This window comes from Superficieibacter sp., from assembly GCF_032071645.1.
Lineage (GTDB): Bacteria > Pseudomonadota > Gammaproteobacteria > Enterobacterales > Enterobacteriaceae > Superficieibacter.
In genome coordinates, this window is the sequence record NZ_DAMAPU010000005.1 from 136,192 (window position 1) to 159,815 (window position 23,624).

Consider the following 23,624-nt stretch of genomic DNA (forward strand, 5'->3'; position numbering starts at 1 on the left):
TGGCTTTAATTGTATGATGAATGCGTTTCGGCAAGGACTGATACCATGAGTAAAACATTAACGATTATCTGGCAATACCTGCGCGCATTTGTCCTCATTTACGCCTGTTTGTACGCGGGCATTTATATCGCGTCTCTTCTGCCGATCGTCATTCCCGGCAGCATTATCGGGATGCTGATCCTCTTCGTCCTGCTGGCGCTGCAAATTTTGCCCGCGCAATGGGTTAACCCTGGCTGCTATGTTCTGATCCGCTATATGGCGCTGCTGTTTGTGCCGATTGGCGTCGGGGTGATGCAATATTTTGATGTACTGCGGGCGCAGTTTGGCCCGGTGGTGGTCTCCTGCGCGATCAGTACGCTGGTTGTTTTTCTGGTAGTGAGCTGGAGTTCCCATCTGGTACACGGTGAACGTAAAATCGTCGGACAGAAGGAAAATAAAAAATGATGGCGAATATGTGGTGGTCATTACCGCTGACGCTGGTGGTCTTTTTCGCAGCACGTAAACTTGCCGCCCGGTTTAAAATGCCGTTGCTTAACCCGCTGCTGGTGGCGATGGTGGTGATTATCCCGTTTTTGCTGCTGACCGGTATCTCCTACGACCGCTATTTTCAGGGCAGTAAAATCCTTAACGATCTTCTCCAGCCTGCCGTGGTTGCGCTGGCCTTTCCGCTTTATGAGCAGCTGCACCAGATCCGCGCCCGCTGGAAATCCATCATTACGATCTGCTTTGTGGGCAGCGTGGTGGCGATGATCACCGGCACCAGCGTGGCGCTGTTGATGGGAGCCACGCCAGAAATTGCGGCCTCGGTGCTGCCAAAATCAGTCACCACGCCGATTGCGATGGCAGTGGGTGGCAGCATTGGCGGTATTCCGGCCATCAGCGCCGTCTGCGTGATTTTCGTCGGCATCCTCGGCGCGGTGTTTGGGCATACGCTGCTTAATATTATGGGCATTCGGACCAAAGCGGCGCGCGGCCTGGCGATGGGCACCGCTTCGCACGCGCTGGGTACGGCGCGCTGCGCGGAGCTGGACTATCAGGAAGGCGCGTTCAGCTCCCTGGCGCTGGTCATTTGCGGCATTATTACTTCGCTTCTTGCCCCGTTTTTGTTTCCGCTGATCCTGGCAGTAATTGGCTAAAATTTGCGATGCGTCGCGCAATTTTCAGTTTCATTGCATGAGTTGCATAAATAATGAGATCTGGATCACGTTACAAATTCCATGACGCCTCGTAAACTACGATCCCATTACATTGTTATGAGGCAACTCCATGCATCACCGTTTTCAATCTGCTTTTGCGCAGCTTCCGGCTAAGGTGCAGTCCGCGCTGGCTCCGCTGCTGGATGAGGAGCATTTTCCTGCGATGCTCAGCGCCGGGCAGGTTTCGTCACTGTTAAGCGCAACGGGCATGGACGAAGACGCGCTGGCTTTCGCGCTCCTGCCGCTCGCCGCCGCCTGCGCGCGTGCCGGTTTATCCCATTTCAACGTCGGTGCGATTGCGCGCGGGATCAGCGGCAACTGGTACTTCGGTGCCAATATGGAGTTCCACGGCGCGACGATGCAGCAAACCGTCCATGCCGAGCAGAGCGCGATTACTCACGCCTGGCTGCGCGGTGAAAAATCCCTGAAGGCGATTACCGTTAACTACACGCCGTGCGGTCATTGCCGCCAGTTTATGAACGAGCTGAACAGCGGGCTGGATATTTATATTCATTTGCCGGGACGTGCGGCGCATACGCTGGGCCATTATTTGCCGGATGCCTTCGGCCCCAAAGATCTGGAAATTAAAACGCTGCTGATGGACGAGCAGGATCGGGGCTACGCGCTGCAGGGCGATGCGCTGGCGCAGGCTGCCATTCGTGCCGCCAGCCGCAGTCATGCCCCGTACAGCAACGCCTTTTCCGGCGTCGCGCTGGAGTGCCGCGACGGCACCATTTTTAGCGGCAGCTACGCGGAGAACGCCGCCTTCAACCCTTCCCTGCCACCGCTTCAGGGCGCGCTGAATTTGCTGAGCCTGAACGGTTATGATTACCCGGATATCCAGCGGGCAATCCTGGCTGAGCACGCTGATGCTTCGCTCATCCAGTGGGATGCTACTTCAGCCACGCTCAGGGCGCTGGGCTGCCAGCATATTGAACGTATTCAGCTTAGCTAATCCCTTAATGCGGGCTTTGCGGCCCGCATTGGTGAAAATCCCTTCAGTTGAACGTCCGTTTCTTGCGCTTACCCGACGGGTAAAGTAGCCTGAATAAAATTTTAGCCATCGCCAGGTCAGGTCCATGTTAAAGCGTTTGTTATACAGTTTGTTAGTCCTGATCGGCTTACTGCTGTTAACGGTGCTCGGCCTTGACCGCTGGATGAGCTGGAAAACCTCTCCCTATATTTACGATGAGTTGCAGGATCTGCCCTGGCGTCAGGTCGGTGTCGTTCTTGGTACGGCGAAGTATTATCGCACCGGCGTGATTAATCAGTATTATCGCTATCGCATTCAGGGCGCGTTAAACGCCTATAACAGCGGCAAGGTAAACTATCTGCTGCTTAGCGGCGACAATGCTCTGCAAAGCTACAATGAACCGATGACCATGCGTAAGGATCTGATTGCCGCTGGCGTCGATCCGGCGGATATCGTGCTGGACTACGCCGGTTTCCGCACTCTGGACTCCATCGTCCGCACCCGAAAAGTATTCGATACCAACGATTTTATTATCATTACCCAGCGTTTCCACTGCGAGCGCGCGCTGTTTATCGCCCTGCATATGGGCATCCAGGCGCAATGTTATGCGGTGCCGTCGCCAAAAGATATGTGGAGCGTTCGCGTGCGTGAATTCGGTGCCCGCTTCGGCGCGCTGGCCGATCTCTATATCTTCAAACGCGAACCGCGCTTTCTGGGACCGCTTATCCCCATCCCCACTCGCCATGAAATCCCGGAAGACACCCAGGGCTACCCGGCCGTCACGCCAGAACAACTGCTGGAAATGCAGGCCAAAAGCAGCAAATAGTCTTTGTGTGATATAGGTTACATAGAAGATAAAAAATGGCCGACGTCAGGGAAACCGTGGAAAGGTTGCGCAGGCAGAATAAAAAAAGCGTAATCCGCGAAGAAAGTTCGCCGTATCGATGTTCTCGGATTGCAGCAGGCAGCCTATGCGGATTTAGTATCGGTCTCACGTAAAACCCTGTCTGAAATTGAAAATGATAAAGGGAATTACTCCGTTGAGATCGTAAATAAAGCCTTTAAGCCGTTTGGCCTGGTTGTCGGCCTGGTGCCCGCCTCTAAGACATTATTAGCGTCGTTACTGGAATGAGAAAAATAAAAAGCCCGGCAGTTTTGCTGCCGGGCTGATCCACCAGAAAATTACTTCTTACGCGCGTATTTCAGAGAATCCAGCGCGACGGCAAAGATAATAATGCCGCCCTTGATGATGTACTGCCAGTAAGGGTTAACACCGATGTAGGTCAAACCGTAGTTAATAACGGTAAAGATGATCACACCGGTGACCACACCCAGCACGGTACCCACGCCGCCACTGAATGACACGCCGCCCACCACGCAGGCCGCGATTGCATCCAGTTCGTACATAAAGCCGAGGTTATTGGTTGCCGAACCGATACGTCCGGCTTCCAGCATCCCGCCGAAGGCATAGAACACGCCGGAGAGCGCATAAATCATCAGCAGGTTCAGCGCAACGTTTACCCCTGAGACTTTTGCCGCTTCCGGGTTGCCGCCGATGGCGAAAATGTTTTTACCAAAGCGCGTTTTGTTCCACAGGACCCAGACAAAAGCGACGGCAATCAGCGCATAGAACGTGATGTAGGAGAGACGGAAACTGCCCAGCGCGACAAATCCCTGGGTGAACGTTGAGAAGCCGCTGTCGAAACCGGAAATCGGTGAAGCGCCGACGAAATCGTAATACAGGGAGTTAATACCGTAAACGATGATCATCGTACCCAGAGTGGTAATAAACGGCGTCACGTTTAAGTACGCGATGATAATACCGTTAATCAGACCAATAACGGCACCGATGGCGCAGACAATCAGGATCACCACGAAAATCGGCATGGTCGCCATTTCCGGGAAAACCTTGTTAGCGTTTTCCATCGACTGTAACAGGGTGGCGGCCACCACCGCCGCCAGACCAACCTGACGTCCGGCAGAAAGGTCAGTCCCCTGGGTAACGATGAGTCCGGCGACACCCAGAGCAATAATAATACGCACCGATGACTGGGTAAGAATGTTACTCAGGTTCAGCAGGCTTAAGAACGTGGGGTCCTGGAAAATAATAATAGCCAGTAAGACTAAAAGAACGACGTAAATACCGCCCTCTTTCAGATAAGTGAGAAAACTCTTTTTATTTAGCGCACTCATGAGAAGCCCCTGATCTTAAAGGTGCAAAGACGCAAGACGGAGAATTTCGTTTTGCGTTGTGGTTTTGGTGTCAACAATTCCAGAAACGAGACCATTGCTCATTACCAGGATACGGTCAGTGATCCCCAGCAGTTCGGGCATTTCTGAAGAGATAATAATGATCCCTTTGCCTTTTTTAGCCAGTTCAGCGATCAACTGATAGATTTCGAATTTCGCGCCGACGTCGATACCGCGCGTCGGTTCATCAAGCATCAGGATTTCCGGCTGGGTTAACAGCCAGCGCCCAATAACCACCTTCTGCTGATTGCCGCCGGAAAGCGAACCAATCTGCGTGCGGTGCCCCGGCGTTTTTACCCGCATGGAATCGATAACCCACTGGGTATCGCTTTTCATCCGCGAGTTATCCAACAGCCCGACTTTATTCTTGTAATTTTGAATATTCGAAATGAGCGAGTTAAAACCGATATCCAGATAGGCATAAATACCCGTAGAACGACGCTCTTCCGTGACCAGCGCAAAGCCATTGTTAATCGCTTCGTTGGCGCTGTGATTATTTATTTTTTTGCCGTGCAGCGTAATGGTGCCCGCTGATTTTTCACGGATACCAAATAATGTTTCAACGATATCGGTACGTTTGGCGCCCACCAGCCCGGCAATACCGAGGATCTCGCCTTTATGCAGATCAAAAGAGATATCGCGGATGGAGGGCTGACGAAGAGAGGTCAGATTACGCACTTCGAGGATCACTTCTCCCGGCTTGTTCTCACGGTGCGGGAAGCGCTGGTTCAGCGAACGGCCTACCATCATGGCGATGATTTTATCCATATCCAGCCCTTCCAGTGGCTGGGTAGCAATCCACTGTCCGTCACGCAGAATAGTGATTTCATCGCAAAGCTGGAATATTTCTTCCATTTTATGCGAGATATAAACAATACCGCATCCGCGCTCTTTCAGCTTACGGATAATCGTGAAGAGGTGCCCCACTTCTTTTTCAGTAAGCGAAGAAGTCGGCTCGTCCATAATGACAATTTTGGCATCATACGAGAACGCTTTGGCAATTTCGATCATCTGCATTTGCGAAACGGATAACGTACCGACGCGCGCACGCGGATCGATATCAATATCCAGCTCGTCAAAAATCGCTTTGGTATCGCGATACATTTTGTCCTGATCGACAAACATCCCTTTCGTGGGATAACGTCCCAGCCACATGTTGTCCATGACTGAACGCTGTAATACCAGGTTCAGCTCCTGGTGTACCATTGAGATCCCGTTTTCCAGCGCTTCTTTTGCCGAGTGAAAGTCGATCTCTTTACCCTGAAAAACAATGCTCCCGGAATCTTTCTGGTAAATACCAAACAAACATTTTAATAATGTTGATTTGCCTGCCCCGTTCTCCCCCATTAATGCATGAATAGAGTGAGGACGGACTTTTAAATTAACATTATCGAGTGCCTTAACGCCTGGAAAGGACTTGTTGATGTTGCTCATTTCCAACAAGAATTCGCCTGACGACTCTGTGTTATTGCTGACCATAGCTATACCTGGCTGCGATAGTGTGGTTCCCGCTGTGTACCGTGGCGCGCATTCAGCGCACCCCGACTGAGTCAGGATATTTCTTTAACGTTATAAATTGGGCGTGCAGTTGCACGCCCAAAATTCAAAAACTTATTTGTTGGTAAACTGCGACAGATTTTCTTTATCTACGCCAACGTAAGGAATACGGACGATTTTATTTTCCAGTTTCCAGGTGGTGCCGTCAGCCGCGCCTTTACCATCGGCGAGGTTTTTCGCCAGATCGAAAGTCGCTTTAGCCTGGTTATTCGCGTCGTTCAGTACCGTTCCCGCCAGCGCACCGGATTTCACCAGCGCCAGCGCTTCTGGCAGGGCATCAACGCCAAATACCGGAATGCTGCTCTTATTGTGTGCTTTCAGCGCTTCTACCGCACCCATTGCCATCGCATCGTTGTTAGCAATTACGACTTCAATTTTGTTAGCGTTCGGGCCAGAGAGCCACGCGTCCACTTTGTCTTTTGCCATTGCGGTATCCCACATGGCGGTGTCCATCTGCAACTGCTGGGTTTTGATGCCTTTGTCATTCAGCTCTTTGATCACGTAAGAGGTACGTGCTTCAGCATCCGGGTGACCCGGTTCGCCTTTCAGCAGCACGAACTGGATCTGACCGTCTTTGTTCAGATCCCAGCCCTGGTTTGCCGCCCAGTGCTTCGCAATCAGATCGCCCTGGATAATGCCGGATTCTTTGGAGTCAGTACCCACGTAGAAGGCTTTGTCGTAACTATCCAGTGCTTTGCGGGAAGGTTCTTTGTTGAAGAAAACGATAGGAACGTTTTGTCCACGCGCTTTTTCAATCACGGTGCCTGCCGCAGCCGGGTCAACGAGGTTGATAGCCAGCGCTTTCACGCCTTTTGCCAGCAGCACGTCAATCTGGTCATTCTGTTTGGACTGGTCGTTCTGCGAGTCATTCATTAACAGCTGAACGCCAGAAGCCTCTTTCGCATCTTTTTCGATGGCTTTACGTACGACGGACATAAAGTTATCGTCGTATTTATAAATCGTCACGCCAATACGGGTATCGGCAGCATGAGCAGCCGCACCAAATAACATACTCGCCATCACAGCAGACAGGGTTAACACCTTCTTATTCATGATATCTCCGGTTTTTGTTATGCAGGGTAGTACGGGTGAATAACGTCCGGCAGGTAACATCCGGGGAAGGATGGCTGCACGTGAATTCACTTTTAAATTTCTGACGTCTGTTTCTGGTAATGCGCTTTATTATTTGTTTCAGGTCCGGCGACTATGGGTTCGTTACATAGTGTTTCAGCCCTGCAAACGGTGTAATCATAGCTACCGCGTTGTTAATATACTGTGAATTTACTCACAGATTGAAAACGGTTACATCACGGAAATTTATAAGTTAGTGATCGGCCCCACATTTTGCCGTTGGGCGACGGAGTGGCGTCTGACTAAGGTCGGCATGAAGCAGTGCGTGGCGTTGCGATCCAGCTTGCCTGCCGCGCCCTGAAGCGCCAGCTCGGTCGCCAGTTTCGCCATAGAAGCAATGGGATAGCGCACGGTTGTGAGCTGTGGGTCGGTGTAACGCGCCAGCGGAATATCATCGAAAGCAATAAGAGACAAATGCTGCGGCACGGCGATGCCGTTGTCTTTTAGCGCCGTCAGCGCCCCGGCCGCCATGCTGTCGTTGTAAGCAAAGACGGCGGTAAGCCCTGAGTTACGCCCCAGCAATTCCACCATCGCGGCTTCGCCCCCCTGTAAATCCGGGGAACCCACGCCCACCCAACTCTCCGGCGGCACAATATCGTGTTCCTGAAGCGCCCGCAGCCAGCCCTCTTTGCGCATATCGTCGTCTTCAATACTGTGGCTGGAGCCGAGATAGCCAATGCGTTGATGCCCATGATTGAGCAGCATTTTTGTTGCCATCTGTGCCCCGCTGATATTATCCAGACACACACAGCGATGCGCGAAACCCGGCACGATGCGGTTGATTAACACCATGCCAGGAATATGCTGCAAAAATTCGCTTAGCTCATCATCGCTGAGCGCTTTGGAATGGACGATGAGCGCGCTACAGCGCTGGCGGATCAACACTTCAATAGCGTTGCGCTCTTTTTCGGCTTCATGATAGCTATTGCCGATCAGCAGGTATTTCTGATTCTGCTGGGCGACGATATCCACCGCTTTGACCAGCGCACCGAAAAACGCATCGGACACATCCATGACGACGACGCCAATCGTATCACTCGCCTGCGTTGCCAGCGCCTGAGCGTTGGCATTAGGCCGGTATCCGAGTTGGGTCACGGCGCTCATCACCGCCTCACGGGTTTCAGGGCTGACCAGCGCGCTATTGTTCAGCACCCGCGAAACGGTAGCCACGGAAACGCCCGCCTGACGGGCAACATCACGAATGGTGATCATAAATCACCACCCCGTTGTAAATTGCAGCGACTCACGGCCACCCCCTGTGTTGAGCAAGGCGTCTATTCTGGCAGCGATAAGATGCTGACTACGTGAGAGAGGTCACATGAATGAAAACGGTTACATCCATTTTGTTAATGAATGTGATCCAGATCGTTATCTGGATGTGCTGGTTAATGATATCCCTGAAGCACGCATGGTTAACTGCCGCCACAGCCATTCAACCGGCCCCTGACGGTAATAGCGCAGCCAGATAACAGAAAAGAGGATATTCACCAGCCAGATTGCGGGAACAAATGCCAGCAGTTGCAGACGGTTAAATTTCATAAGCAGGGCGAAATGCCAGAACAGCGTGGTACAGATGAGGGTTTGCAGCAAATAGTTGCTCAGCGCCATGCGCCCGACGCTGGCTACCGCGCCCACCAGTCGATAGCGACAAAGCTGCGGCCAGAATCCATACGCCAGCGCCGCATAACCGATGGACTGAAACGGCGCGCTGAGCTCACGCGGGGCCTGTAACAGAAAGGCGCACCAGCGATAATCCCAGCCCAGCCGCCACTGGGCGACGATCCCCGGCAGGTTGATGAGCATTCCGATAACCACCAGCAGCGCACCGGTACGCCGGTAGTGCGCGAGACTGAACTGGCCTTTCAGCCAGCCACTGCGCATCAGCGCCGCGCCAATCAGCATCATCCCGGCCAGTTGCCAGCCGTACTGCGCGCCCAGCGCCAGCAGATTATTCGACAGCATATCCACGCGGTTGCTGATCCCCTCAACGCCGCCCTGGGTGCGCCAGAAATATTCATACTGAAGATTAGCCATATCCGGCACCCACGAGCGTGGATTCCCCGTGCCGGAAATGATGCCTAACAGCAGCAGAATGCCGATACCGATTAGATACAGCACCACTCCCGTGTTAAACATATTTTTGATATGGGTGGCATCGCGCACCATTCGCCAGCACACCAGCCCAACCAGCGCATAGGCCAGCAGGATATCCCCCTCCCAGAAAAACAGGCAGTGGAGAAACCCAAGCAGCGCCAGCAGCGTCAAACGAGACTGGATCCAGCGTTTGCCGCGCGCCAGCAGGATCTGAAGCCCGGCGCCGAACAGCAGCGCAAACAGCGTCAGAAATTTGACCTGCGCAAAGAGATCCAGCACAGCCCAGGTCCAGGCGTCGCGGTGAGTGATTTCGCCGTACCAGGCGGGATTAAGATAGGCCGCCTTCGGCAAACCAAAGGCGGTTATATTCAGCAGTAAAATACCGAGGATGGCCACGCCACGCAAAAAATCCAGCGTAATGTTTCGTTCCATGGTTCCTCTTTCTGCGTGATGGGGAAGATCAGTTACGGTGCCGTACCGCGCGCAGGAACTCCTGACGAGTATTCTGGCTCGACTTAAACAAGCCGCCCAGCGAGGTTGTGGTCGTGGCACTGGTGGCATCACGAATGCCGCGCGCCTTCACACAATAATGCACTGCATCAATAGATACCGCCACATTATTGGTACCCAGCAGCGTTTGTAAGGCGGTCAAAATCTGCTGCGTCAGACGCTCCTGCACCTGCGGACGCTGGGCAAAAAACTGCACGATGCGGTTGATTTTCGACAGGCCAATTACCGAATCTTTCGGGATATAAGCGACCGTCGCCTGGCCATCAATCGTGACGAAATGGTGTTCGCAGGTGCTGGTCAGGGTGATGTCGCGCACCGTCACCATTTCATCAACCTTCATTTTGTTTTCAATGACGGTGATTTTGGGGAAGTTGGCGTAATCCAGACCGGAGAAAATCTCATCCACATACATTTTGGCGATGCGATGTGGCGTCTCCATCAGGCTATCATCACTCAGGTCGAGATTCAGAAGCTGCATGATTTCGGTCATGTGCCCGGAGATCAGGCGCTTGCGGGTTTCGTTATCCATCTCGCGCACCGGCGGGCGCAGAGGCGTTTCCAGTCCACGCGCAACCAGCGCTTCATGAACCAGTGCAGCTTCTTTACTGAGTAATGACATTGTTTGTTTCTCCTGCAGGTGTGACGGCCTTTGCGGTAGCTGCGCAAAGTGCGTACTCATTGTGCGTGAGGTAGCGCACATAATCCAGTATTCAGGACGATAATTATTGCAATCACTACGGCCTTTGATTATGCGGCTTCCAAACCAGCACGCCCGCAATGATAAGCGTAATGCCCGCCACGCCCAGCGCGGGCTCCAGCCGGTGCGTCAGCCAGGTCGAAATGGCCGAGGTCATCGGTCCCAGCAATTGCCCCACGGCATACACCGTCGTCAGCAGGCCCGCCAGATAGCGAGTATGCTTCGGTGCCAGTTCCCGTCCATACTGGAGCGAAAGCTGCAACGCGCAAAGAAACCCGCCACCAACCAGCAACGCACCGAGCACCAGCCCGCTCATGCCCGGCACCAGCCAGGCCGCCAGCACGCCAGCCGCCTGAAGCCACAGGACTATCGCCAGCCGCTGATAGCTTTGACCGATATGCCGGGCCGCAATACTCAGCGCAATCCCGACCACCGCCGCTGCGCCAAACATCGGCCAGACAAATTGCGCGAACAGGCTGCCAGGAAAGCGCAGCGCCGCCATTTGCGATAAAAAAGTCGCCGGAAGAATATAACCAAAGCCCGCCAGCGCATAGCTCCAGACCAGACGCTTCAGATCCACGGTTAAGGGCAGCGGCGTTGGCTTTTCCCCGCTACGGTGCAACTCCCCCGGTCGCGGTAGATAGCGGGCGATAAAGAGGATCAGCACCAGCGCCAGTACGCCATACACCAGCCAAGCATCGGCTGCGCTGAGCGCTCTTGACTGAATGGCCACCGCCAGCAGCCCGCTAACGGCGATGCCACAGCCCGGTCCGGCAAACACCGCCGCGCTCAGGCCCGCGTGCCCGGAGCGCATCAAATGCTCGTTGGTCCAGCCTGCCGTCCTCACCATCGCCCAGCCGCTCATTGCACCGATGATAAAGCGCAGCACGCCGTGCAGTAGCGCGTTATCGGCCAGGGAAGAGAGAAACGTCAGCGCCACCACGCCGAAAATCCCGACGTACAGTCGCATCTCAACGTGGCGCTGAGCGCGCATTGCATCCCACGCGCCCACCAGATAGCCGAGGTAATTCACCGCCGCCACCAGCCCGGCGCTGGTTAACGTGAGCTGCCCATCCGCAATCATTAGCGGCACCTGAGGCGTATAGGCAAAACGCCCTATTCCCATCGCCACGACCAGAACGATAAAACCGCTGAACGCGATCCGCAGCGCCATGCCTGCCCCAAACGTTAATGTAAAGTTATGTTTATGATGCAATATGTATAAGTATTGGGAAAGTGAAAGTTACTCAACGCCAGTGAATTCTCTGTATGATATTGAAAATCTTTCTCTACCCCAAAAGGAGCCACGCATGGAACTGCTCGAAGAGCACCGCTGTTTTGAAGGCTGGCAGCAACGCTGGCGGCACGACTCCACGACGCTGAACTGCCCGATGACGTTCAGCATTTTTTTACCGCCGCCGCAGGGTAACACCCCACCGCCCGTGCTGTACTGGCTGTCCGGGTTAACCTGCAACGATGAAAACTTCACCACCAAAGCCGGTGCGCAGCGCGTAGCCGCTGAACTGGGGATCGTGCTGGTGATGGCGGATACCAGCCCGCGCGGTGATGATGTGGCTGACGATGAAGGCTACGATTTAGGCAAAGGTGCAGGGTTTTATCTTAATGCCAGCGAGCAGCCCTGGGCGTCCCACTACCGGATGTATGATTATCTGCGCGACGAGTTGCCCGCGCTGGTGCAGGAAAAGTTTAACGTCAGCGAACGCTCGGCGATTAGCGGTCATTCGATGGGAGGCCACGGCGCACTGATTTTGGCGCTGAAAAATCCGGGCAAATACACCAGCGCTTCCGCTTTCGCGCCGATCGTCAATCCGCTTAACGTGCCGTGGGGGCAAAAAGCGTTCACCGCTTATCTGGGCGAGAACACCGCCGCATGGCAGGGCTGGGATAGCTGTGCGTTAATGCAGACGGCAGAAAAAGCGCAGGCCATCCCGCTGCTGATCGATCAGGGCGACAGCGATCAGTTTCTCGCCGACCAGCTCCAGCCCGCACGTCTGGAAGACATCGCGCAACAGCGCGGCTGGCCGCTGACGCTGCGCATCCAGCCGGGTTACGATCACAGCTATTATTTCATTGCCTCCTTTATTGAGGATCACCTGCGATTTCACGCGCAGCATTTGCTGAAATAACCGCCGCCCGATAAACAAAAAGCCCGGGCATCATCTTGATGCGCCGGGCTTTTTCTGTCTTACGGAGCGGTTACTGCTTGAACCGTTCCGGGAAATCCATCTCTTTATAGCTCACAAATCGTGTGCCCTTGCTCAGCTTGTAGCCGAACCAGATGATCAGGAACAGCGGAATGCCGATGTAGGTGGCCGCAACGCTTCCCCAGTCGATGGTATCGCTCAGGAACGCTTCGTAGTTCTGGCCCAGGGTGATGATCAGACACAGCACGAAGGCGAAAATCGGCCCAATCGGGAAGAAGCCGGAACGGTACGGCAGGTCGTTGATATCGTAGCCCTGGAGCACGTAACCACGGCGGAAACGATAATGGCTGATCGCAATCCCCAGCCAGGCGATGAAGCCGGTCATCCCGGAAGTATTGAGCAGCCACAGGTAAACCGTCTGGTTGCCAAACATGGAGGTCAGGAAGCACAGCCCGGCGATCACCGTGGTGGCATACAGCGCGTTACGCGGCACGCCGCCTCTCGAGAGTTTCGCAAAAATACGCGGCGCTTTGCCATCGCAGGCCAGGGTGTACAGCATACGGGTGGAAGCGTACATCCCGGAGTTCCCCGCTGACAGCACCGCCGTCAGGATCACCGCGTTCATCACCGCAGCCGCAGAAAGCAGGCCCGCGTGCTGGAATACCAGAGTAAACGGACTGACGCTGATATCTTTAACGTCGTTGCGCAGCAGGCTTGGATCGGTGTAAGGAATGATCAGGCTGATAATCAAAATCGCAAACACATAGAACAGCAGGATACGCCAGAACACCTGACGCACGGCACGCGGAATATTCTTCTCCGGCTCTTCGGATTCACCCGCCGCAATACCGATAAGCTCCGTTCCCTGGAAAGAGAAGCCCACGATCATCGCCACGCCAATCATCGCCGCAAAGCCACCGGCAAACGGTGCTTCGCCAATGCTCCAGTTGCTCCAGCCCGCCGGTTTCGCGCCCTGGAAAATGCCGAGGATCATCAATACGCCGACGATGATAAAGATGATGACCGTAGCCACTTTAATCAGCGAGAACCAGTATTCTGCTTCGCCAAAGCCTTTCACCGAGATGTAATTCAGCAGGAAGATGACGCACAGGAACAGCGCGCTCCAGATCCAGCCCGGCGTATCGGGGAACCACCAGTTCATGACCAGCTGAGCGGCCACCAGATCGACGGCAATAGTAACCGCCCAGTTGTACCAGTAGTTCCAGCCCAGCGCGAAGCCGAAACCTTCTTCAACATACTTTTGCCCGTAGGTGGCAAAGGAGCCGGAGACCGGCATATACGCCGCCAGCTCGCCCAGGCTGGTCATCAGGAAATAGACCATCAGCCCGATAAGAATATAGGAGAACAGCGCGCCGCCCGGACCCGCCTGAGAAATTGTCGCCCCGGATGCGACAAACAAACCTGTCCCGATGGAGCCACCAATGGCAATCATCGTCAGATGACGCGCCTTGAGTTCGCGGCGTAGCGCGGGCGCTTGTGTGTTTTTAGTCTGGGAAACCATAGGAAAAAACTATCCATCCAAAAATTGAGGCGCGATTGTAGCAGACCATCCGCCGTCCTTCTGGCACAAATGCGCGGTTATAAGAGACCTTCATGATCTCCGCCGGATTATAAGTAAAGCAGCACAGTGATAAATAAGCCAAAATCCGCGCGTGGATTAAGCGCCTCGCGACGCTCTTATATTTCGCTATATTGCAAAAAGCGCTCAAGCGCCCGCGACAAATGCTTTTGCCGGTGATGAATACGCCATAGCGTGCGGGTCAGGCGCGGTAACGGTAGCGAGATTTCGCGCAGCGTCCCGGACTCCAGCTGTTCAGCAATCACCCGCCGGGAAAGACAGCTTACGCCGAGGCCGTGACGTACCGCGTGCTTGATGGCTTCAGAATTGCCCAGCTCCATTCCCAGACGGAACTGCGGTAAATGGGACAGCAGCAGAAAATCGACGATTTCGCGGGTGCCGGACCCGTTTTCACGCAAAATCCACGGCATCGCCGCCAGCTTTTCAGGCGTAATCGGCTCCTGAAACAGCGATGACGATGGCGCGGCGAAGATCACCAGTTCATCCTCCAGCCAGGGTTCAGCAATAATATCCGCGTGGTGACACGGACCTTCAATCAGGCCGATATCGACACGAAAATCCGCTACCGCATTGACCACATCCTGGCTATTGCCCACGGTCATTTCCAGCGGCAGATCCGGGTGATCCTGACGATAGCGGGCAATCGCTTCCGGTAAAATATAATTGCCGATGGTGCTGCTGGCACAGACGCGGATCGCCCCGTTGTCCTCTTTAAACAGTTGCTCTATTTCACTGACCTCTTCCAGCAGTGCCAGCGCCCGTGAATAAAGGAGTCTGCCGTGCTCGTTCACCACCAGTCGTTTGCCCACGCGGTCAAAAAGCTGTACGCCCAGATGCCCCTCCAGATCGGTTAACGCCGCGCTGACGGCGGACTGGGACAGCGACAAAACGAGCGAGGCCTGGGTGGTTGAACCGCTTTTCAACACCTCGGTAAAGACTTCAAGCTGGCGCAGGGTGACGTGCATAAAGACTCCGGGCAATAAGTTAAATGCTTACCACTTATTCTGGTTAATTACAGATAAACAATCAATTTTATTTTTATTCCTCACCGTTATAACCTTATAACCCTATTGAGGAGAAGGTTATGACTGAGATAACGACAGAAGCACCCCGGCGTGAGCCTGGACACTTTTTTCCAGGATTAGCGATCTGCGCCCTGCTGGTCGTCTTTGCAATGTGGGCCAGTTCTTTTCCATCCATCGCCAATGCCGGATTCAGTGCGCTGACGCTGGCGATCCTGCTGGGGATGATCGTTGGCAATACCGTTTATCCTCGCGTCAGTGAGCATTACGATCCCGGCGTTCAGTTCGCCAAAGCGCATCTGCTGCGGCTGGGGATCGTTTTATACGGCTTTCGTCTGACGTTTTCCCAGATTGCTGACGTCGGCGTCAGCGGCGTGGTGACGGATATCCTGACCCTCGCCAGCACCTTTATGCTGGCCTGTTTTATCGGGCAAAAAATACTGGGTCTGGATAAACAAACGACCTGGCTGATTGGCGCAGGCAGCAGCATCTGCGGCGCGGCGGCGGTGCTGGCGACAGAGCCGGTGATCAAAGCAGAAGCCAGTAAAGTGACGGTCGCCGTGGCCACCGTGGTAATCTTCGGTACTATCGCCATTTTTCTCTATCCGGCGATGTATCACCTGCTGGCACCGTGGTTCAGCACGGAAAATTACGGCATTTACATCGGTTCGACCGTGCATGAAGTTGCCCAGGTGGTGGCTGCCGGACATGCCATTGACCTGCAAACAGAAAACACGGCGGTGATCGCCAAAATGATCCGCGTCATGATGCTCGCGCCCTTCCTGCTCATTCTCGCGGCACGGGTACGCCAGCTGACCCCGGCAGCCAGCGGGCAGCAGAGTAAAATCACCATTCCGTGGTTTGCGGTGCTGTTTATCGTGGTGGCAATTTTCAACTCGTTTCATCTGCTGCCCACTGCGGTAGTCGCCGGACTGATCAAGTTCGATACTCTCCTGCTGGCTATGGCAATGGCCGCGCTGGGTCTGACAACGCACGTCAGCGCGCTGAAAAAAGCCGGGGCTAAACCGCTGCTGATGGCGCTGATACTGTTTATCTGGCTGATTGTCGGCGGTGGTACGATTAACCTGATAGTGCACGCGCTGGTAAGATAAACCTTACGACGCAACCCGGTTAACCCGTATGATAGAGCACTCTGCCCTGCGGGCTTAACCGGAGTTTTCTATGAAGTATGTTGGAGCGCACGTCAGCGCCGCCGGTGGTCTGGCGAACGCCGCCATTCGCGCCGCTGAAATTAACGCCACCGCTTTTGCGTTATTCACCAAAAACCAGCGCCAGTGGCGCGCGGCCCCGCTTAATGATGAAATCATTAATGATTTCAACGCCGCCTGTGAAAAATATCACTACTCCCCTGCGCAAATTCTCCCTCACGACAGCTACCTGATTAATCTTGGTCATCCGGTCAGCGAAGCCCTGGAGAAATCGCGCGACGCGTTTATTGATGAAATGACGCGCTGCCAGCAACTCGGATTAACGCTGCTGAATTTTCACCCCGGCAGCCATTTACAGCAGATCCCGGAAGACGAGTGTCTGGCCCGCATCGCCGAATCCATTAACATCGCGCTGGAAAAAACCAAAGGCGTCACCGCCGTCATCGAAAATACCGCCGGTCAGGGTAGTAACCTGGGCTTTAAGTTTGAGCATCTGGCGGCCATCATTGACGGCGTGGAAGATAAATCCCGCGTCGGCGTCTGCATCGACACCTGTCACGCTTTCGCTGCGGGTTATGACCTGCGCAGCGCTGAAGCGACGGCAAAAACCTTCGCCGAATTCGAACGGATCGTCGGCTTCAACTATCTGCGCGGCATGCATCTTAACGATGCGAAAAGCCAGTTTGCCAGCCGCGTTGACCGTCATCACAGCCTGGGCGAAGGAAATATCAGTCACGAAGCGTTTCGCTGGATCATGCAGGACAACCGTTTTGACGGCATCCCACTTATTCTGGAGACGGTTAACCCGGATATCTGGGCAGAAGAAATTGCCTGGCTGAAGGCACAGCAAACGGAAGAAACCGTCGCGTAAATAAAAAAGGGCCGACGAGTCGGCCCTTTTATCAGCGAAAAAGAATTACGCCGCTTTCGCTATTGCTTCCGCTTCCGGGCGTTTCAGGAAGGCGTAGGCCAGACCTGCAACCAGCGTACCGGCAACAATCGCCAGCAGATAACCTACCACCGGAGTGATAGCGCCTGGGATCAGCAGTACGAACAGACCGCCGTGCGGTGCCATCAGTTTCGCGCCAATCGCCATTGAGATAGCGCCAGTGATGGCACCACCGACGATACAGCATGGGATCACACGCATTGGATCGCGCGCTGCAAACGGAATGGCCCCTTCAGAGATAAAGCACAGACCCAGCACCAGCGCCGCTTTACCACCTTCACGTTGACCTTTGTCGAATTTACGGCTGGCTACCAGCGTTGCCACGCCCATGGCCAGCGGTGGGATCATCCCGGCTGCCATAATCGCTGCCATCGGTGCGTAGGTCTGGGTACTTAACAGCCCTACCCCGAATGCATAGGCCGCTTTGTTCACCGGGCCACCCATATCGGTACACATCATGCCACCGAGAATTGCACCCAGCAGAACCGCGTTCGCCGTGCCCATATTTTTCAGCCAGGCGGTCAGCCCTTCGAGGATACCGGCTACCGGTTTACCGATCAGGTAGATCATCGCGAGGCCGACAATCAGGCTGGAAACCAGCGGGATGATCAAAATCGGTTTCAGCGCTTCCATACTCTGCGGCAGTTTTACCTGGGTACTGATCATCTTCGCGATATAGCCTGCGAGGAAGCCAGCGATAATCCCGCCGATGAAGCCCGAACCGGTACTCACCGCCAGCATGCCGCCGATAAGACCCGGCGTCAGGCCCGGACGGTCAGCAATAGAAAACGCAATGTAGCCTGCGAGGACCGGCACCATCAGCGCGAACGCCGAGCCGCCACCAATCTGCATCAACGCTGCCGCCAGCGTATCTGGCGTCTTGAATGCCTCGATACCAAAGGCGAAGGAAAGCGCGATACACAGACCGCCCGCGACCACCATCGGCAGCATATACGACACGCCGGTCAGCAGGTGGCGATAGGCTCCTGCGCTCTCTTTCTTCGTTTCAGTACCCGCTGCCTGGGACTGACCCGCAGGCTGATAAGGACGTGCTTCCGCCTCGGCTTTGTCCAGCTCCTGAGCGGTTTTCTTCAGCGCCAGCCCGGTGGAAGTGCGGTACATCGGTTTACCGGCAAACTTCGCCAGATCGACTTCGATGTCTGCCGCCACGATCACCAGATCGGCCTGCGCCACTTCTTCCGCCGTAATCGCATTACCCGCGCCAACCGAGCCACGCGTTTCGACTTTCACCCACCAGCCGCGTTTTTTGGCTTCGGTTTCAATCGCTTCTGCCGCCATGAAGGTATGAGCCACGCCGGTCGGGCAAGCGGTGACGGCCACAATGCGTTTCGGGCCCGCCGCGGCTACCGCAGGCGCTGCCGCAACCGGTGCGGTATAGGCGGTCGCCTGGGCTTTCGCTTCGCCGAGAAACAGTTCAGGGTGTGCCACAGCGCGATTGATGTCGCCGAGAAAAACCTGTTTACCGTTCAGCGCGCTGTCCGCAGGCAGTGCAGTGCCCAGAACAATCGCCAGTTCAGCGTCGTTCGGGTTATCGGTGATTTCAACATGTGCTTTTTGCGCCGCAGCACCCAACAGAGTCTTCGCCATATAAGCGCGAGCCTGTCCGAGACCGGCGTCAATAATCAGCAGCGTTTTCATTATGCCTCTCCTGCTGTTAATTAAAGGGTTGTAAGTCAACGCGCGCCATCATCGCGGCTAACTGGGTACGATCGGTAATACCAACGTTACTCTGACTGACCGCCAGTGCAGCAACGGCAGTGGCCAGACGTAACGTGTGTTCACTGGATTCACGCATCAGCAGACCATAAATCAGCCCGCCAACCATCGAGTCTCCCGCGCCAACGGTGCTGACCACCTCAACGGACGGTGGTTTGGCGATCCATTCGCCGGAGGCGTTAACCCACAGTGCGCCTTCCGAGCCGAGGGAAATGACGACGTGGGCAATCCCCTGCTCGCGCAGTGCGTGCGCGGCCTCAATGACGTCCTGCAATTCAGGCAGCTTGCGCCCTGCCCAAATTTCCAGCTCGCGACGGTTAGGTTTAACCAGCCACGGCGCTGCTTTTAATCCGGCCACCAGCGCTTCACGGCTGCTGTCGAAAATAATGCACGGGCACTGGCTGCGCAGACGCGTCATCCAGTCAGTAAAGGCTTCCGGGCTGACGCCGCTCGGCAGGCTACCGCTGACGCAAACCATATCAAACTGGCCCAGCCAGCTTAGCGAATCCGCGACGAAGCGCTCCCAGTCGGCAGGGGTTACTTCAAAACCGGAGAAGTTAAAGTCGGTGACTTCACCATCTTTTTCGGTCAGCTTAACGTTAATACGCGTGCGGCCCTGTACCACCTGAAAACGGTTGGCGATGCCCAGTTCGCTGAACAACTGCTGAAAACCGTCCTGGTTGTCTTTCCCCAGGAAGCCGCCGACGGTGACATCAATGCCCAGATCTTTCAGCACTTTGGCGACGTTAATCCCTTTACCTGCGGCATGGAGGCCAGTCGTGCGCACCAGGTTAACTTCACCACGCTCCACTTCAGGAGTGAATCCCACCAGATCATAGGCCGGATTGAGCGTAATGGTTGCGACGCGACGGCTCATGCTGCGCCCTCCCCAAGACCGGCGGCGATAGCGGCACCGATGGCATCCAGTGCCTGTTGCGCATCTTCACCCTGAGCGGTAAAGCGCAGGCGATGACCTTTTTTAACGCCCAGCGCGACGACTTTCATCAGGCTGCGACCGTTCGCCGGTTTACCGCTGCCGTCGAGATTCGTCACGGTGATTTCGCTGTTGAATTGCTTGATAGTATTCACCAGCATGGTGCCCGGACGCGCGTGGAGGCCGTGCTCGTTGCGCACCACAAACTCTGCGCTCAGCAGATCGTCAGCCAGCGCGTCATCGCTGGTCAGCAATGCTAGCAGCGTGGCGGCATCGGCATTCAGCAGACGTTCAGCTTTGTTGTTCAGCAGTAGCTGGCTCAAACGGTCGAGCACTGCAACCGGCTGCGAATCCGTCATTGCGACGGTCAGCAGTAGCGACGCAGGCTGACCATCAACCGCGAAAGCCGTTGCCGCGCGGCTCACCGCGATTGCGCTGCGCAGGTTGCCTTCCGCGCTGTCGTTCAGCCAGATGCCCTGCCCCAAATTAAGCGGCTGTTCATTAATGGCGCGAGCAACAAAGCCCGCGTCTACTGCGCCAGCTTCTTTCAGACGGCCAGCGTTCAGCGCCTGCAACGTCACCAGATCGCTAGCAACCACGTCCAGCGTCAGCGTTTCGTTATCCAGCTTCAGCACTTCACTCTGCTTTTCGCCCATCAACAGCGCGCGCAACTCTTCAGCGGTGGTGGCGGATTTCAGCTGTTCAGCCACCGAGTCATCGCTTAATACGTGCGTAAGCTGACGCAGCAGGCCGAGGTGCTCATCAGAGCTGGCGGCAATACCAATCGCGACGTAAGCCGTCTGGCCTTCACCCCAGGTCACGCCCTGCGGGAACTGATAAACCTGTACGCCGGTTTTCAGCACCTGATCGCGGGTGTCGGTGGTGCCGTGAGGAATAGCAATCCCGTTACCGAGGAAGGTGGAAGTCTGCTGTTCGCGCGCCAGCATCCCGTTGACATAGCCGTCAGCCACGTTGCCTGCCTGCACGAGCGCGGCGGCGACCTGACGAATGGCCTCTTCTTTATTCCCTGCCTGTTGGCCGGGATGAATATCCTGCACAGATAACTGGAACATGGGTCTCCTCTCCTGCTGAACTTGAATCGTTTCAGCTAAATTGAGAAAAAATGCGCTATCCCGATCATGGAACATGAAGAGATCACGCTGAAACGTTTCAATAATTTTTAATCTTCCGGCGCGTTACTGCAAGTAATGTTATGATCTGGATTGCAGAATTTAGAGGTGCAGCACACTTTATCGCCCGGAGGGGATTTTTTGCTGAAGCTGAATAGACGATTTTATGCTCGCTTCAGCTCTTTCAGCATGACTCACCCGGAGGGTGAAAAACCGTTTTGATTGATCGTGCCTGTTTTGATTTCACGCCCTGTTTATTTTTCTCGCGGCGGCGTAAACTCCCGCGTCTCTCTTTTTGACTTACAAAATCCGATGCAAAATACCCCTGTCGCCAGTCCAGCGCGCGCCTTTGACTTCACCTCCGCCTCATTTTTAATTGTCGCGTTTCTCACCGGTATTGCGGGCGCGTTGCAAACGCCAACGCTAAGCCTGTTTTTGACCAATGAAGTTCATGCGCGTCCGGCAATGGTCGGCTTCTTTTTTACCGGCAGCGCGGTGATCGGCATTCTGGTGAGCCAGTTTCTGGCCGGGCGCTCGGATCGCAAAGGCGATCGTAAGAATCTGATTATCTTTTGCTGCGTGCTCGGCGTGCTGGCGTGTGTCCTGTTCGCCTGGAATCGCAACTATTTTATTTTGCTGTTTATTGGGGTTTTCCTGAGCAGCTTTGGCTCCACGGCCAACCCGCAGATGTTTGCGCTGGCGCGTGAGCACGCGGATCGCACCGGCCGCGAAGCGGTGATGTTCAGCTCGATTCTGCGGGCGCAGGTCTCGCTGGCGTGGGTGATTGGCCCGCCGCTGGCTTATGCGCTGGCGATGGGTTTTGGCTTTACCGTGATGTATCTCAGCGCGTCGGTGGCGTTTGTGGTCTGCGGCGTCATGGTGTGGCTGTTTTTACCGACCATGCCGAAGCTGGCTCCTGTGGCATCCGGCAGTATTGAAGCCCCGCGCCGCAATCGTCGGGACGCGCTGCTCCTGTTCATCATTTGTACCCTGATGTGGGGAACTAACAGCCTGTATATCATTAATATGCCGCTGTTTATTATTAATGAACTGCACCTGCCGGAAAAACTGGCGGGCCTGATGATGGGTACGGCTGCCGGGCTGGAAATCCCGACCATGCTGATCGCTGGCTATTACGCCAGACGATTCGGCAAACGCTTTTTAATGCGCATTGCCGTTGTCGCCGGGCTGATATTTTATGTCGGGATGCTGACGGTCCACACCCCCGCCCTTCTGCTTGCCATGCAACTGCTGAACGCCATTTACATCGGTATTCTGGCGGGCATCGGAATGCTCTATTTTCAGGATTTGATGCCTGGTCAGGCGGGTTCAGCCACCACGCTGTACAGCAATACCACCCGTGTGGGCTGGATTATCGCCGGATCGCTGGCGGGAATTGTGGCGGAGCTGTGGAGCTACCATGCGGTTTTCTGGATCGCGCTGGTCATGTGCGTGGCCGGGTTTGCCTGCCTGATGCGGATTAAAGACGTTTAGGGCGCGGTCAGGATTTCGAGGTCAATCAGATAGGTCATCGCCTCGTCGCGCGTGCGTCCACACATTTCAGCGGAAGGCTGTAGCCCGGCGCAGACTTTTGGACGTAGCGGTGAAGCAAAGATTTTACAGCGTAGCTGCGCATCCAGTTGAACGCAGGGCGTATTTGCCGGTTTGCCGTCCGGCATACCGGGGATCGGACTGGAAACAGAAGGCGCAGTACAACAGGCACCGCAGTCCGCTCGACACTGCATAGGTTTTCTCTTTGATGGGCAGGCAACACATCACACAGTATCACCTTTGGCGCAGTGATAGCAAAACACGTCAATTCCACTTGCCTGAAAGCCCCGTCACGAGTACCTTGACGCGATATTTTATACACCTCCGTAAACAGGATTATTGCAATGCCAAGAGCGAATGAAATTAAAAAAGGTATGGTGCTGAATTACAACAACAAACTGTTGATTGTCAAAGACATTGATATTCAGTCACCCAGCGCCCGTGGCGCAGCAACGCTGTACAAAATGCGTTTTTCCGACGTTCGCACCGGCCTGAAGGTAGAAGAACGTTTTAAGGGCGACGATATTCTTGATACCGTGACCCTGACCCGCCGTTTCGTTGACTTCTCTTACGTTGACGGTAACGAGTATGTCTTCATGGATAAAGAAGACTACACCCCGTATACCTTCACCAAAGATCAGATCGAAGAAGAGCTGCTGTTTATCCCGGAAGGCGGTATGCCGGATATGCAGGTGCTGACCTGGGACGGCCAGCTGTTAGCGCTGGAACTGCCGCAGACGGTGGACATGGAAATTATCGAAACGGCACCGGGCATCAAAGGCGCTTCCGCCAGCTCGCGGACTAAACCGGCAAAAATGGCGACCGGCCTGGTTGTTCAGGTGCCGGAATATCTGACCATCGGTGAGAAGATCCGTATTCATATTGAAGAGCGCCGTTTTATGGGCCGCGCTGATTAATCTGGCGCAATTTTAACGGATGTGAAAAGCGATAACGGCAGC

Annotated in this window: 23 protein-coding genes; 10 read left to right on the plus strand and 13 right to left on the minus strand. The window is 54.8% G+C overall.

Annotated elements, in window-relative coordinates; genetic code table 11:
* The first annotated feature begins 45 nt into the window (after positions 1–45).
* The 5 genes from RT197_RS11845 to RT197_RS11865 all read left to right on the plus strand — a co-directional run bounded on the left by RT197_RS11845 (position 46) and on the right by RT197_RS11865 (position 3,301).
* Positions 46–444 carry a CidA/LrgA family protein gene (locus RT197_RS11845; protein ID WP_312950763.1) on the plus strand — a complete coding sequence of 133 codons (399 nt, stop codon included), beginning with the start codon at positions 46–48 and terminating at the stop codon, positions 442–444.
* Complete coding sequence (locus tag RT197_RS11850; protein WP_312950766.1) at positions 441–1,136, plus strand: CidB/LrgB family autolysis modulator; 696 nt, start codon at positions 441–443, stop codon at positions 1,134–1,136. Before RT197_RS11845 ends, RT197_RS11850 begins: the two co-directional genes overlap by 4 nt.
* A gap of 130 nt (positions 1,137–1,266) precedes the next feature.
* A complete protein-coding gene (gene cdd / locus RT197_RS11855) occupies positions 1,267–2,151 on the plus strand; it encodes a cytidine deaminase (RefSeq protein WP_312950769.1) in 885 nt (294 codons plus the stop codon).
* A gap of 124 nt (positions 2,152–2,275) precedes the next feature.
* On the plus strand, positions 2,276–2,995 hold the full coding sequence (sanA, locus tag RT197_RS11860) for an outer membrane permeability protein SanA (protein WP_312950772.1): 720 nt from the start codon (positions 2,276–2,278) through the stop codon (positions 2,993–2,995).
* Positions 2,996–3,124: 129 nt separating this feature from the next.
* Complete coding sequence (locus RT197_RS11865) at positions 3,125–3,301, plus strand: hypothetical protein (RefSeq protein ID WP_312950774.1); 177 nt, start codon at positions 3,125–3,127, stop codon at positions 3,299–3,301.
* A 50-nt stretch (positions 3,302–3,351) separates the two neighbouring features.
* Here RT197_RS11865 and mglC read toward each other — a convergent pair whose 3' ends face one another.
* The 7 genes from mglC to RT197_RS11900 form a co-directional block, all read right to left on the minus strand.
* A complete protein-coding gene (gene mglC / locus RT197_RS11870; protein ID WP_312950777.1) occupies positions 3,352–4,362 on the minus strand; it encodes a galactose/methyl galactoside ABC transporter permease MglC in 1,011 nt (336 codons plus the stop codon).
* 15 nt (positions 4,363–4,377) lie between these two features.
* Positions 4,378–5,898 (minus strand): galactose/methyl galactoside ABC transporter ATP-binding protein MglA, encoded by a 1,521-nt coding sequence (gene mglA, locus RT197_RS11875; RefSeq protein WP_312950780.1) that lies wholly within the window; start codon positions 5,896–5,898, stop codon positions 4,378–4,380.
* A gap of 132 nt (positions 5,899–6,030) precedes the next feature.
* Entirely contained in the window at positions 6,031–7,029 is a 999-nt protein-coding gene (mglB, locus tag RT197_RS11880) for a galactose/glucose ABC transporter substrate-binding protein MglB (RefSeq protein WP_312950782.1), read from the minus strand.
* Between the two features lie 264 nt (positions 7,030–7,293).
* Positions 7,294–8,319, minus strand: coding sequence for an HTH-type transcriptional regulator GalS (galS, locus tag RT197_RS11885; RefSeq protein ID WP_312950784.1), 1,026 nt, complete (start codon positions 8,317–8,319; stop codon positions 7,294–7,296).
* A 156-nt stretch (positions 8,320–8,475) separates the two neighbouring features.
* On the minus strand, positions 8,476–9,633 hold the full coding sequence (yeiB, locus tag RT197_RS11890) for a DUF418 domain-containing protein YeiB (protein WP_312950787.1): 1,158 nt from the start codon (positions 9,631–9,633) through the stop codon (positions 8,476–8,478).
* 28 nt (positions 9,634–9,661) lie between these two features.
* Positions 9,662–10,330, minus strand: coding sequence for a GTP cyclohydrolase I FolE (gene folE / locus RT197_RS11895; RefSeq protein WP_312950790.1), 669 nt, complete (start codon positions 10,328–10,330; stop codon positions 9,662–9,664).
* Between the two features lie 115 nt (positions 10,331–10,445).
* Positions 10,446–11,582, minus strand: coding sequence for a YbfB/YjiJ family MFS transporter (locus RT197_RS11900; RefSeq protein ID WP_312950793.1), 1,137 nt, complete (start codon positions 11,580–11,582; stop codon positions 10,446–10,448).
* Between the two features lie 136 nt (positions 11,583–11,718).
* Between RT197_RS11900 and fghA the strand changes: the two genes are divergently transcribed.
* Positions 11,719–12,555: an S-formylglutathione hydrolase gene (fghA, locus tag RT197_RS11905; protein WP_312950795.1), complete on the plus strand. Its 837-nt coding sequence runs from the start codon at positions 11,719–11,721 to the stop codon at positions 12,553–12,555.
* 70 nt (positions 12,556–12,625) lie between these two features.
* Here fghA and RT197_RS11910 read toward each other — a convergent pair whose 3' ends face one another.
* Entirely contained in the window at positions 12,626–14,095 is a 1,470-nt protein-coding gene (locus RT197_RS11910) for an amino acid permease (protein WP_312950798.1), read from the minus strand.
* A 176-nt stretch (positions 14,096–14,271) separates the two neighbouring features.
* Positions 14,272–15,138 (minus strand): DNA-binding transcriptional regulator YeiE, encoded by an 867-nt coding sequence (yieE, locus tag RT197_RS11915; protein WP_312950801.1) that lies wholly within the window; start codon positions 15,136–15,138, stop codon positions 14,272–14,274.
* A gap of 119 nt (positions 15,139–15,257) precedes the next feature.
* On the opposite strand from yieE, the gene RT197_RS11920 reads away from it, so the two are divergent.
* Entirely contained in the window at positions 15,258–16,307 is a 1,050-nt protein-coding gene (locus RT197_RS11920; RefSeq protein WP_312950803.1) for a YeiH family putative sulfate export transporter, read from the plus strand.
* A gap of 70 nt (positions 16,308–16,377) precedes the next feature.
* Positions 16,378–17,235 carry a deoxyribonuclease IV gene (nfo, locus tag RT197_RS11925; RefSeq protein ID WP_312950806.1) on the plus strand — a complete coding sequence of 286 codons (858 nt, stop codon included), beginning with the start codon at positions 16,378–16,380 and terminating at the stop codon, positions 17,233–17,235.
* Positions 17,236–17,280: 45 nt separating this feature from the next.
* On the opposite strand, the gene fruA is transcribed toward nfo, so the two are convergent.
* From fruA to fruB, 3 genes are read right to left on the minus strand one after another with little or no spacing between them, the layout of a single operon-like run.
* Positions 17,281–18,972, minus strand: a complete 1,692-nt coding sequence (gene fruA, locus RT197_RS11930) for a PTS fructose transporter subunit IIBC (RefSeq protein WP_312950809.1) — start codon at positions 18,970–18,972, stop codon at positions 17,281–17,283.
* Positions 18,973–18,988: 16 nt separating this feature from the next.
* On the minus strand, positions 18,989–19,927 hold the full coding sequence (gene fruK / locus RT197_RS11935) for a 1-phosphofructokinase (RefSeq protein WP_312950812.1): 939 nt from the start codon (positions 19,925–19,927) through the stop codon (positions 18,989–18,991).
* Complete coding sequence (gene fruB / locus RT197_RS11940) at positions 19,924–21,057, minus strand: fused PTS fructose transporter subunit IIA/HPr protein (protein WP_312950814.1); 1,134 nt, start codon at positions 21,055–21,057, stop codon at positions 19,924–19,926. Before fruB ends, fruK begins: the two co-directional genes overlap by 4 nt.
* A 369-nt stretch (positions 21,058–21,426) precedes the next feature.
* Between fruB and setB the strand changes: the two genes are divergently transcribed.
* Positions 21,427–22,608, plus strand: a complete 1,182-nt coding sequence (setB, locus tag RT197_RS11945; RefSeq protein ID WP_312950816.1) for a sugar efflux transporter SetB — start codon at positions 21,427–21,429, stop codon at positions 22,606–22,608.
* Here setB and RT197_RS11950 read toward each other — a convergent pair.
* Entirely contained in the window at positions 22,605–22,859 is a 255-nt protein-coding gene (locus RT197_RS11950; protein WP_312950819.1) for a YkgJ family cysteine cluster protein, read from the minus strand. The genes setB and RT197_RS11950 overlap by 4 nt on opposite strands.
* A 150-nt stretch (positions 22,860–23,009) precedes the next feature.
* Here RT197_RS11950 and yeiP point away from each other — a divergent pair, with 150 nt between their 5' ends.
* Positions 23,010–23,582, plus strand: a complete 573-nt coding sequence (gene yeiP, locus RT197_RS11955; protein WP_312950822.1) for an elongation factor P-like protein YeiP — start codon at positions 23,010–23,012, stop codon at positions 23,580–23,582.
* The last annotated feature ends 42 nt before the right edge of the window (positions 23,583–23,624 follow it).

Coding starts and splice junctions, on each gene's coding strand:
- RT197_RS11845 (WP_312950763.1), top strand. CDS start 46: ATGAGTAAAACATTAACGATTATCTGGCAATACCTGCGCGCATTTGTC.
- RT197_RS11850 (WP_312950766.1), top strand. CDS start 441: ATGATGGCGAATATGTGGTGGTCATTACCGCTGACGCTGGTGGTCTTT.
- cdd (WP_312950769.1), top strand. CDS start 1,267: ATGCATCACCGTTTTCAATCTGCTTTTGCGCAGCTTCCGGCTAAGGTG.
- sanA (WP_312950772.1), top strand. CDS start 2,276: ATGTTAAAGCGTTTGTTATACAGTTTGTTAGTCCTGATCGGCTTACTG.
- mglC (WP_312950777.1), bottom strand. CDS start 4,362: ATGAGTGCGCTAAATAAAAAGAGTTTTCTCACTTATCTGAAAGAGGGC.
- mglA (WP_312950780.1), bottom strand. CDS start 5,898: ATGGTCAGCAATAACACAGAGTCGTCAGGCGAATTCTTGTTGGAAATG.
- mglB (WP_312950782.1), bottom strand. CDS start 7,029: ATGAATAAGAAGGTGTTAACCCTGTCTGCTGTGATGGCGAGTATGTTA.
- galS (WP_312950784.1), bottom strand. CDS start 8,319: ATGATCACCATTCGTGATGTTGCCCGTCAGGCGGGCGTTTCCGTGGCT.
- yeiB (WP_312950787.1), bottom strand. CDS start 9,633: ATGGAACGAAACATTACGCTGGATTTTTTGCGTGGCGTGGCCATCCTC.
- folE (WP_312950790.1), bottom strand. CDS start 10,330: ATGTCATTACTCAGTAAAGAAGCTGCACTGGTTCATGAAGCGCTGGTT.
- RT197_RS11900 (WP_312950793.1), bottom strand. CDS start 11,582: ATGGCGCTGCGGATCGCGTTCAGCGGTTTTATCGTTCTGGTCGTGGCG.
- fghA (WP_312950795.1), top strand. CDS start 11,719: ATGGAACTGCTCGAAGAGCACCGCTGTTTTGAAGGCTGGCAGCAACGC.
- RT197_RS11910 (WP_312950798.1), bottom strand. CDS start 14,095: ATGGTTTCCCAGACTAAAAACACACAAGCGCCCGCGCTACGCCGCGAA.
- yieE (WP_312950801.1), bottom strand. CDS start 15,138: ATGCACGTCACCCTGCGCCAGCTTGAAGTCTTTACCGAGGTGTTGAAA.
- RT197_RS11920 (WP_312950803.1), top strand. CDS start 15,258: ATGACTGAGATAACGACAGAAGCACCCCGGCGTGAGCCTGGACACTTT.
- nfo (WP_312950806.1), top strand. CDS start 16,378: ATGAAGTATGTTGGAGCGCACGTCAGCGCCGCCGGTGGTCTGGCGAAC.
- fruA (WP_312950809.1), bottom strand. CDS start 18,972: ATGAAAACGCTGCTGATTATTGACGCCGGTCTCGGACAGGCTCGCGCT.
- fruK (WP_312950812.1), bottom strand. CDS start 19,927: ATGAGCCGTCGCGTCGCAACCATTACGCTCAATCCGGCCTATGATCTG.
- fruB (WP_312950814.1), bottom strand. CDS start 21,057: ATGTTCCAGTTATCTGTGCAGGATATTCATCCCGGCCAACAGGCAGGG.
- setB (WP_312950816.1), top strand. CDS start 21,427: ATGCAAAATACCCCTGTCGCCAGTCCAGCGCGCGCCTTTGACTTCACC.
- RT197_RS11950 (WP_312950819.1), bottom strand. CDS start 22,859: ATGCAGTGTCGAGCGGACTGCGGTGCCTGTTGTACTGCGCCTTCTGTT.
- yeiP (WP_312950822.1), top strand. CDS start 23,010: ATGCCAAGAGCGAATGAAATTAAAAAAGGTATGGTGCTGAATTACAAC.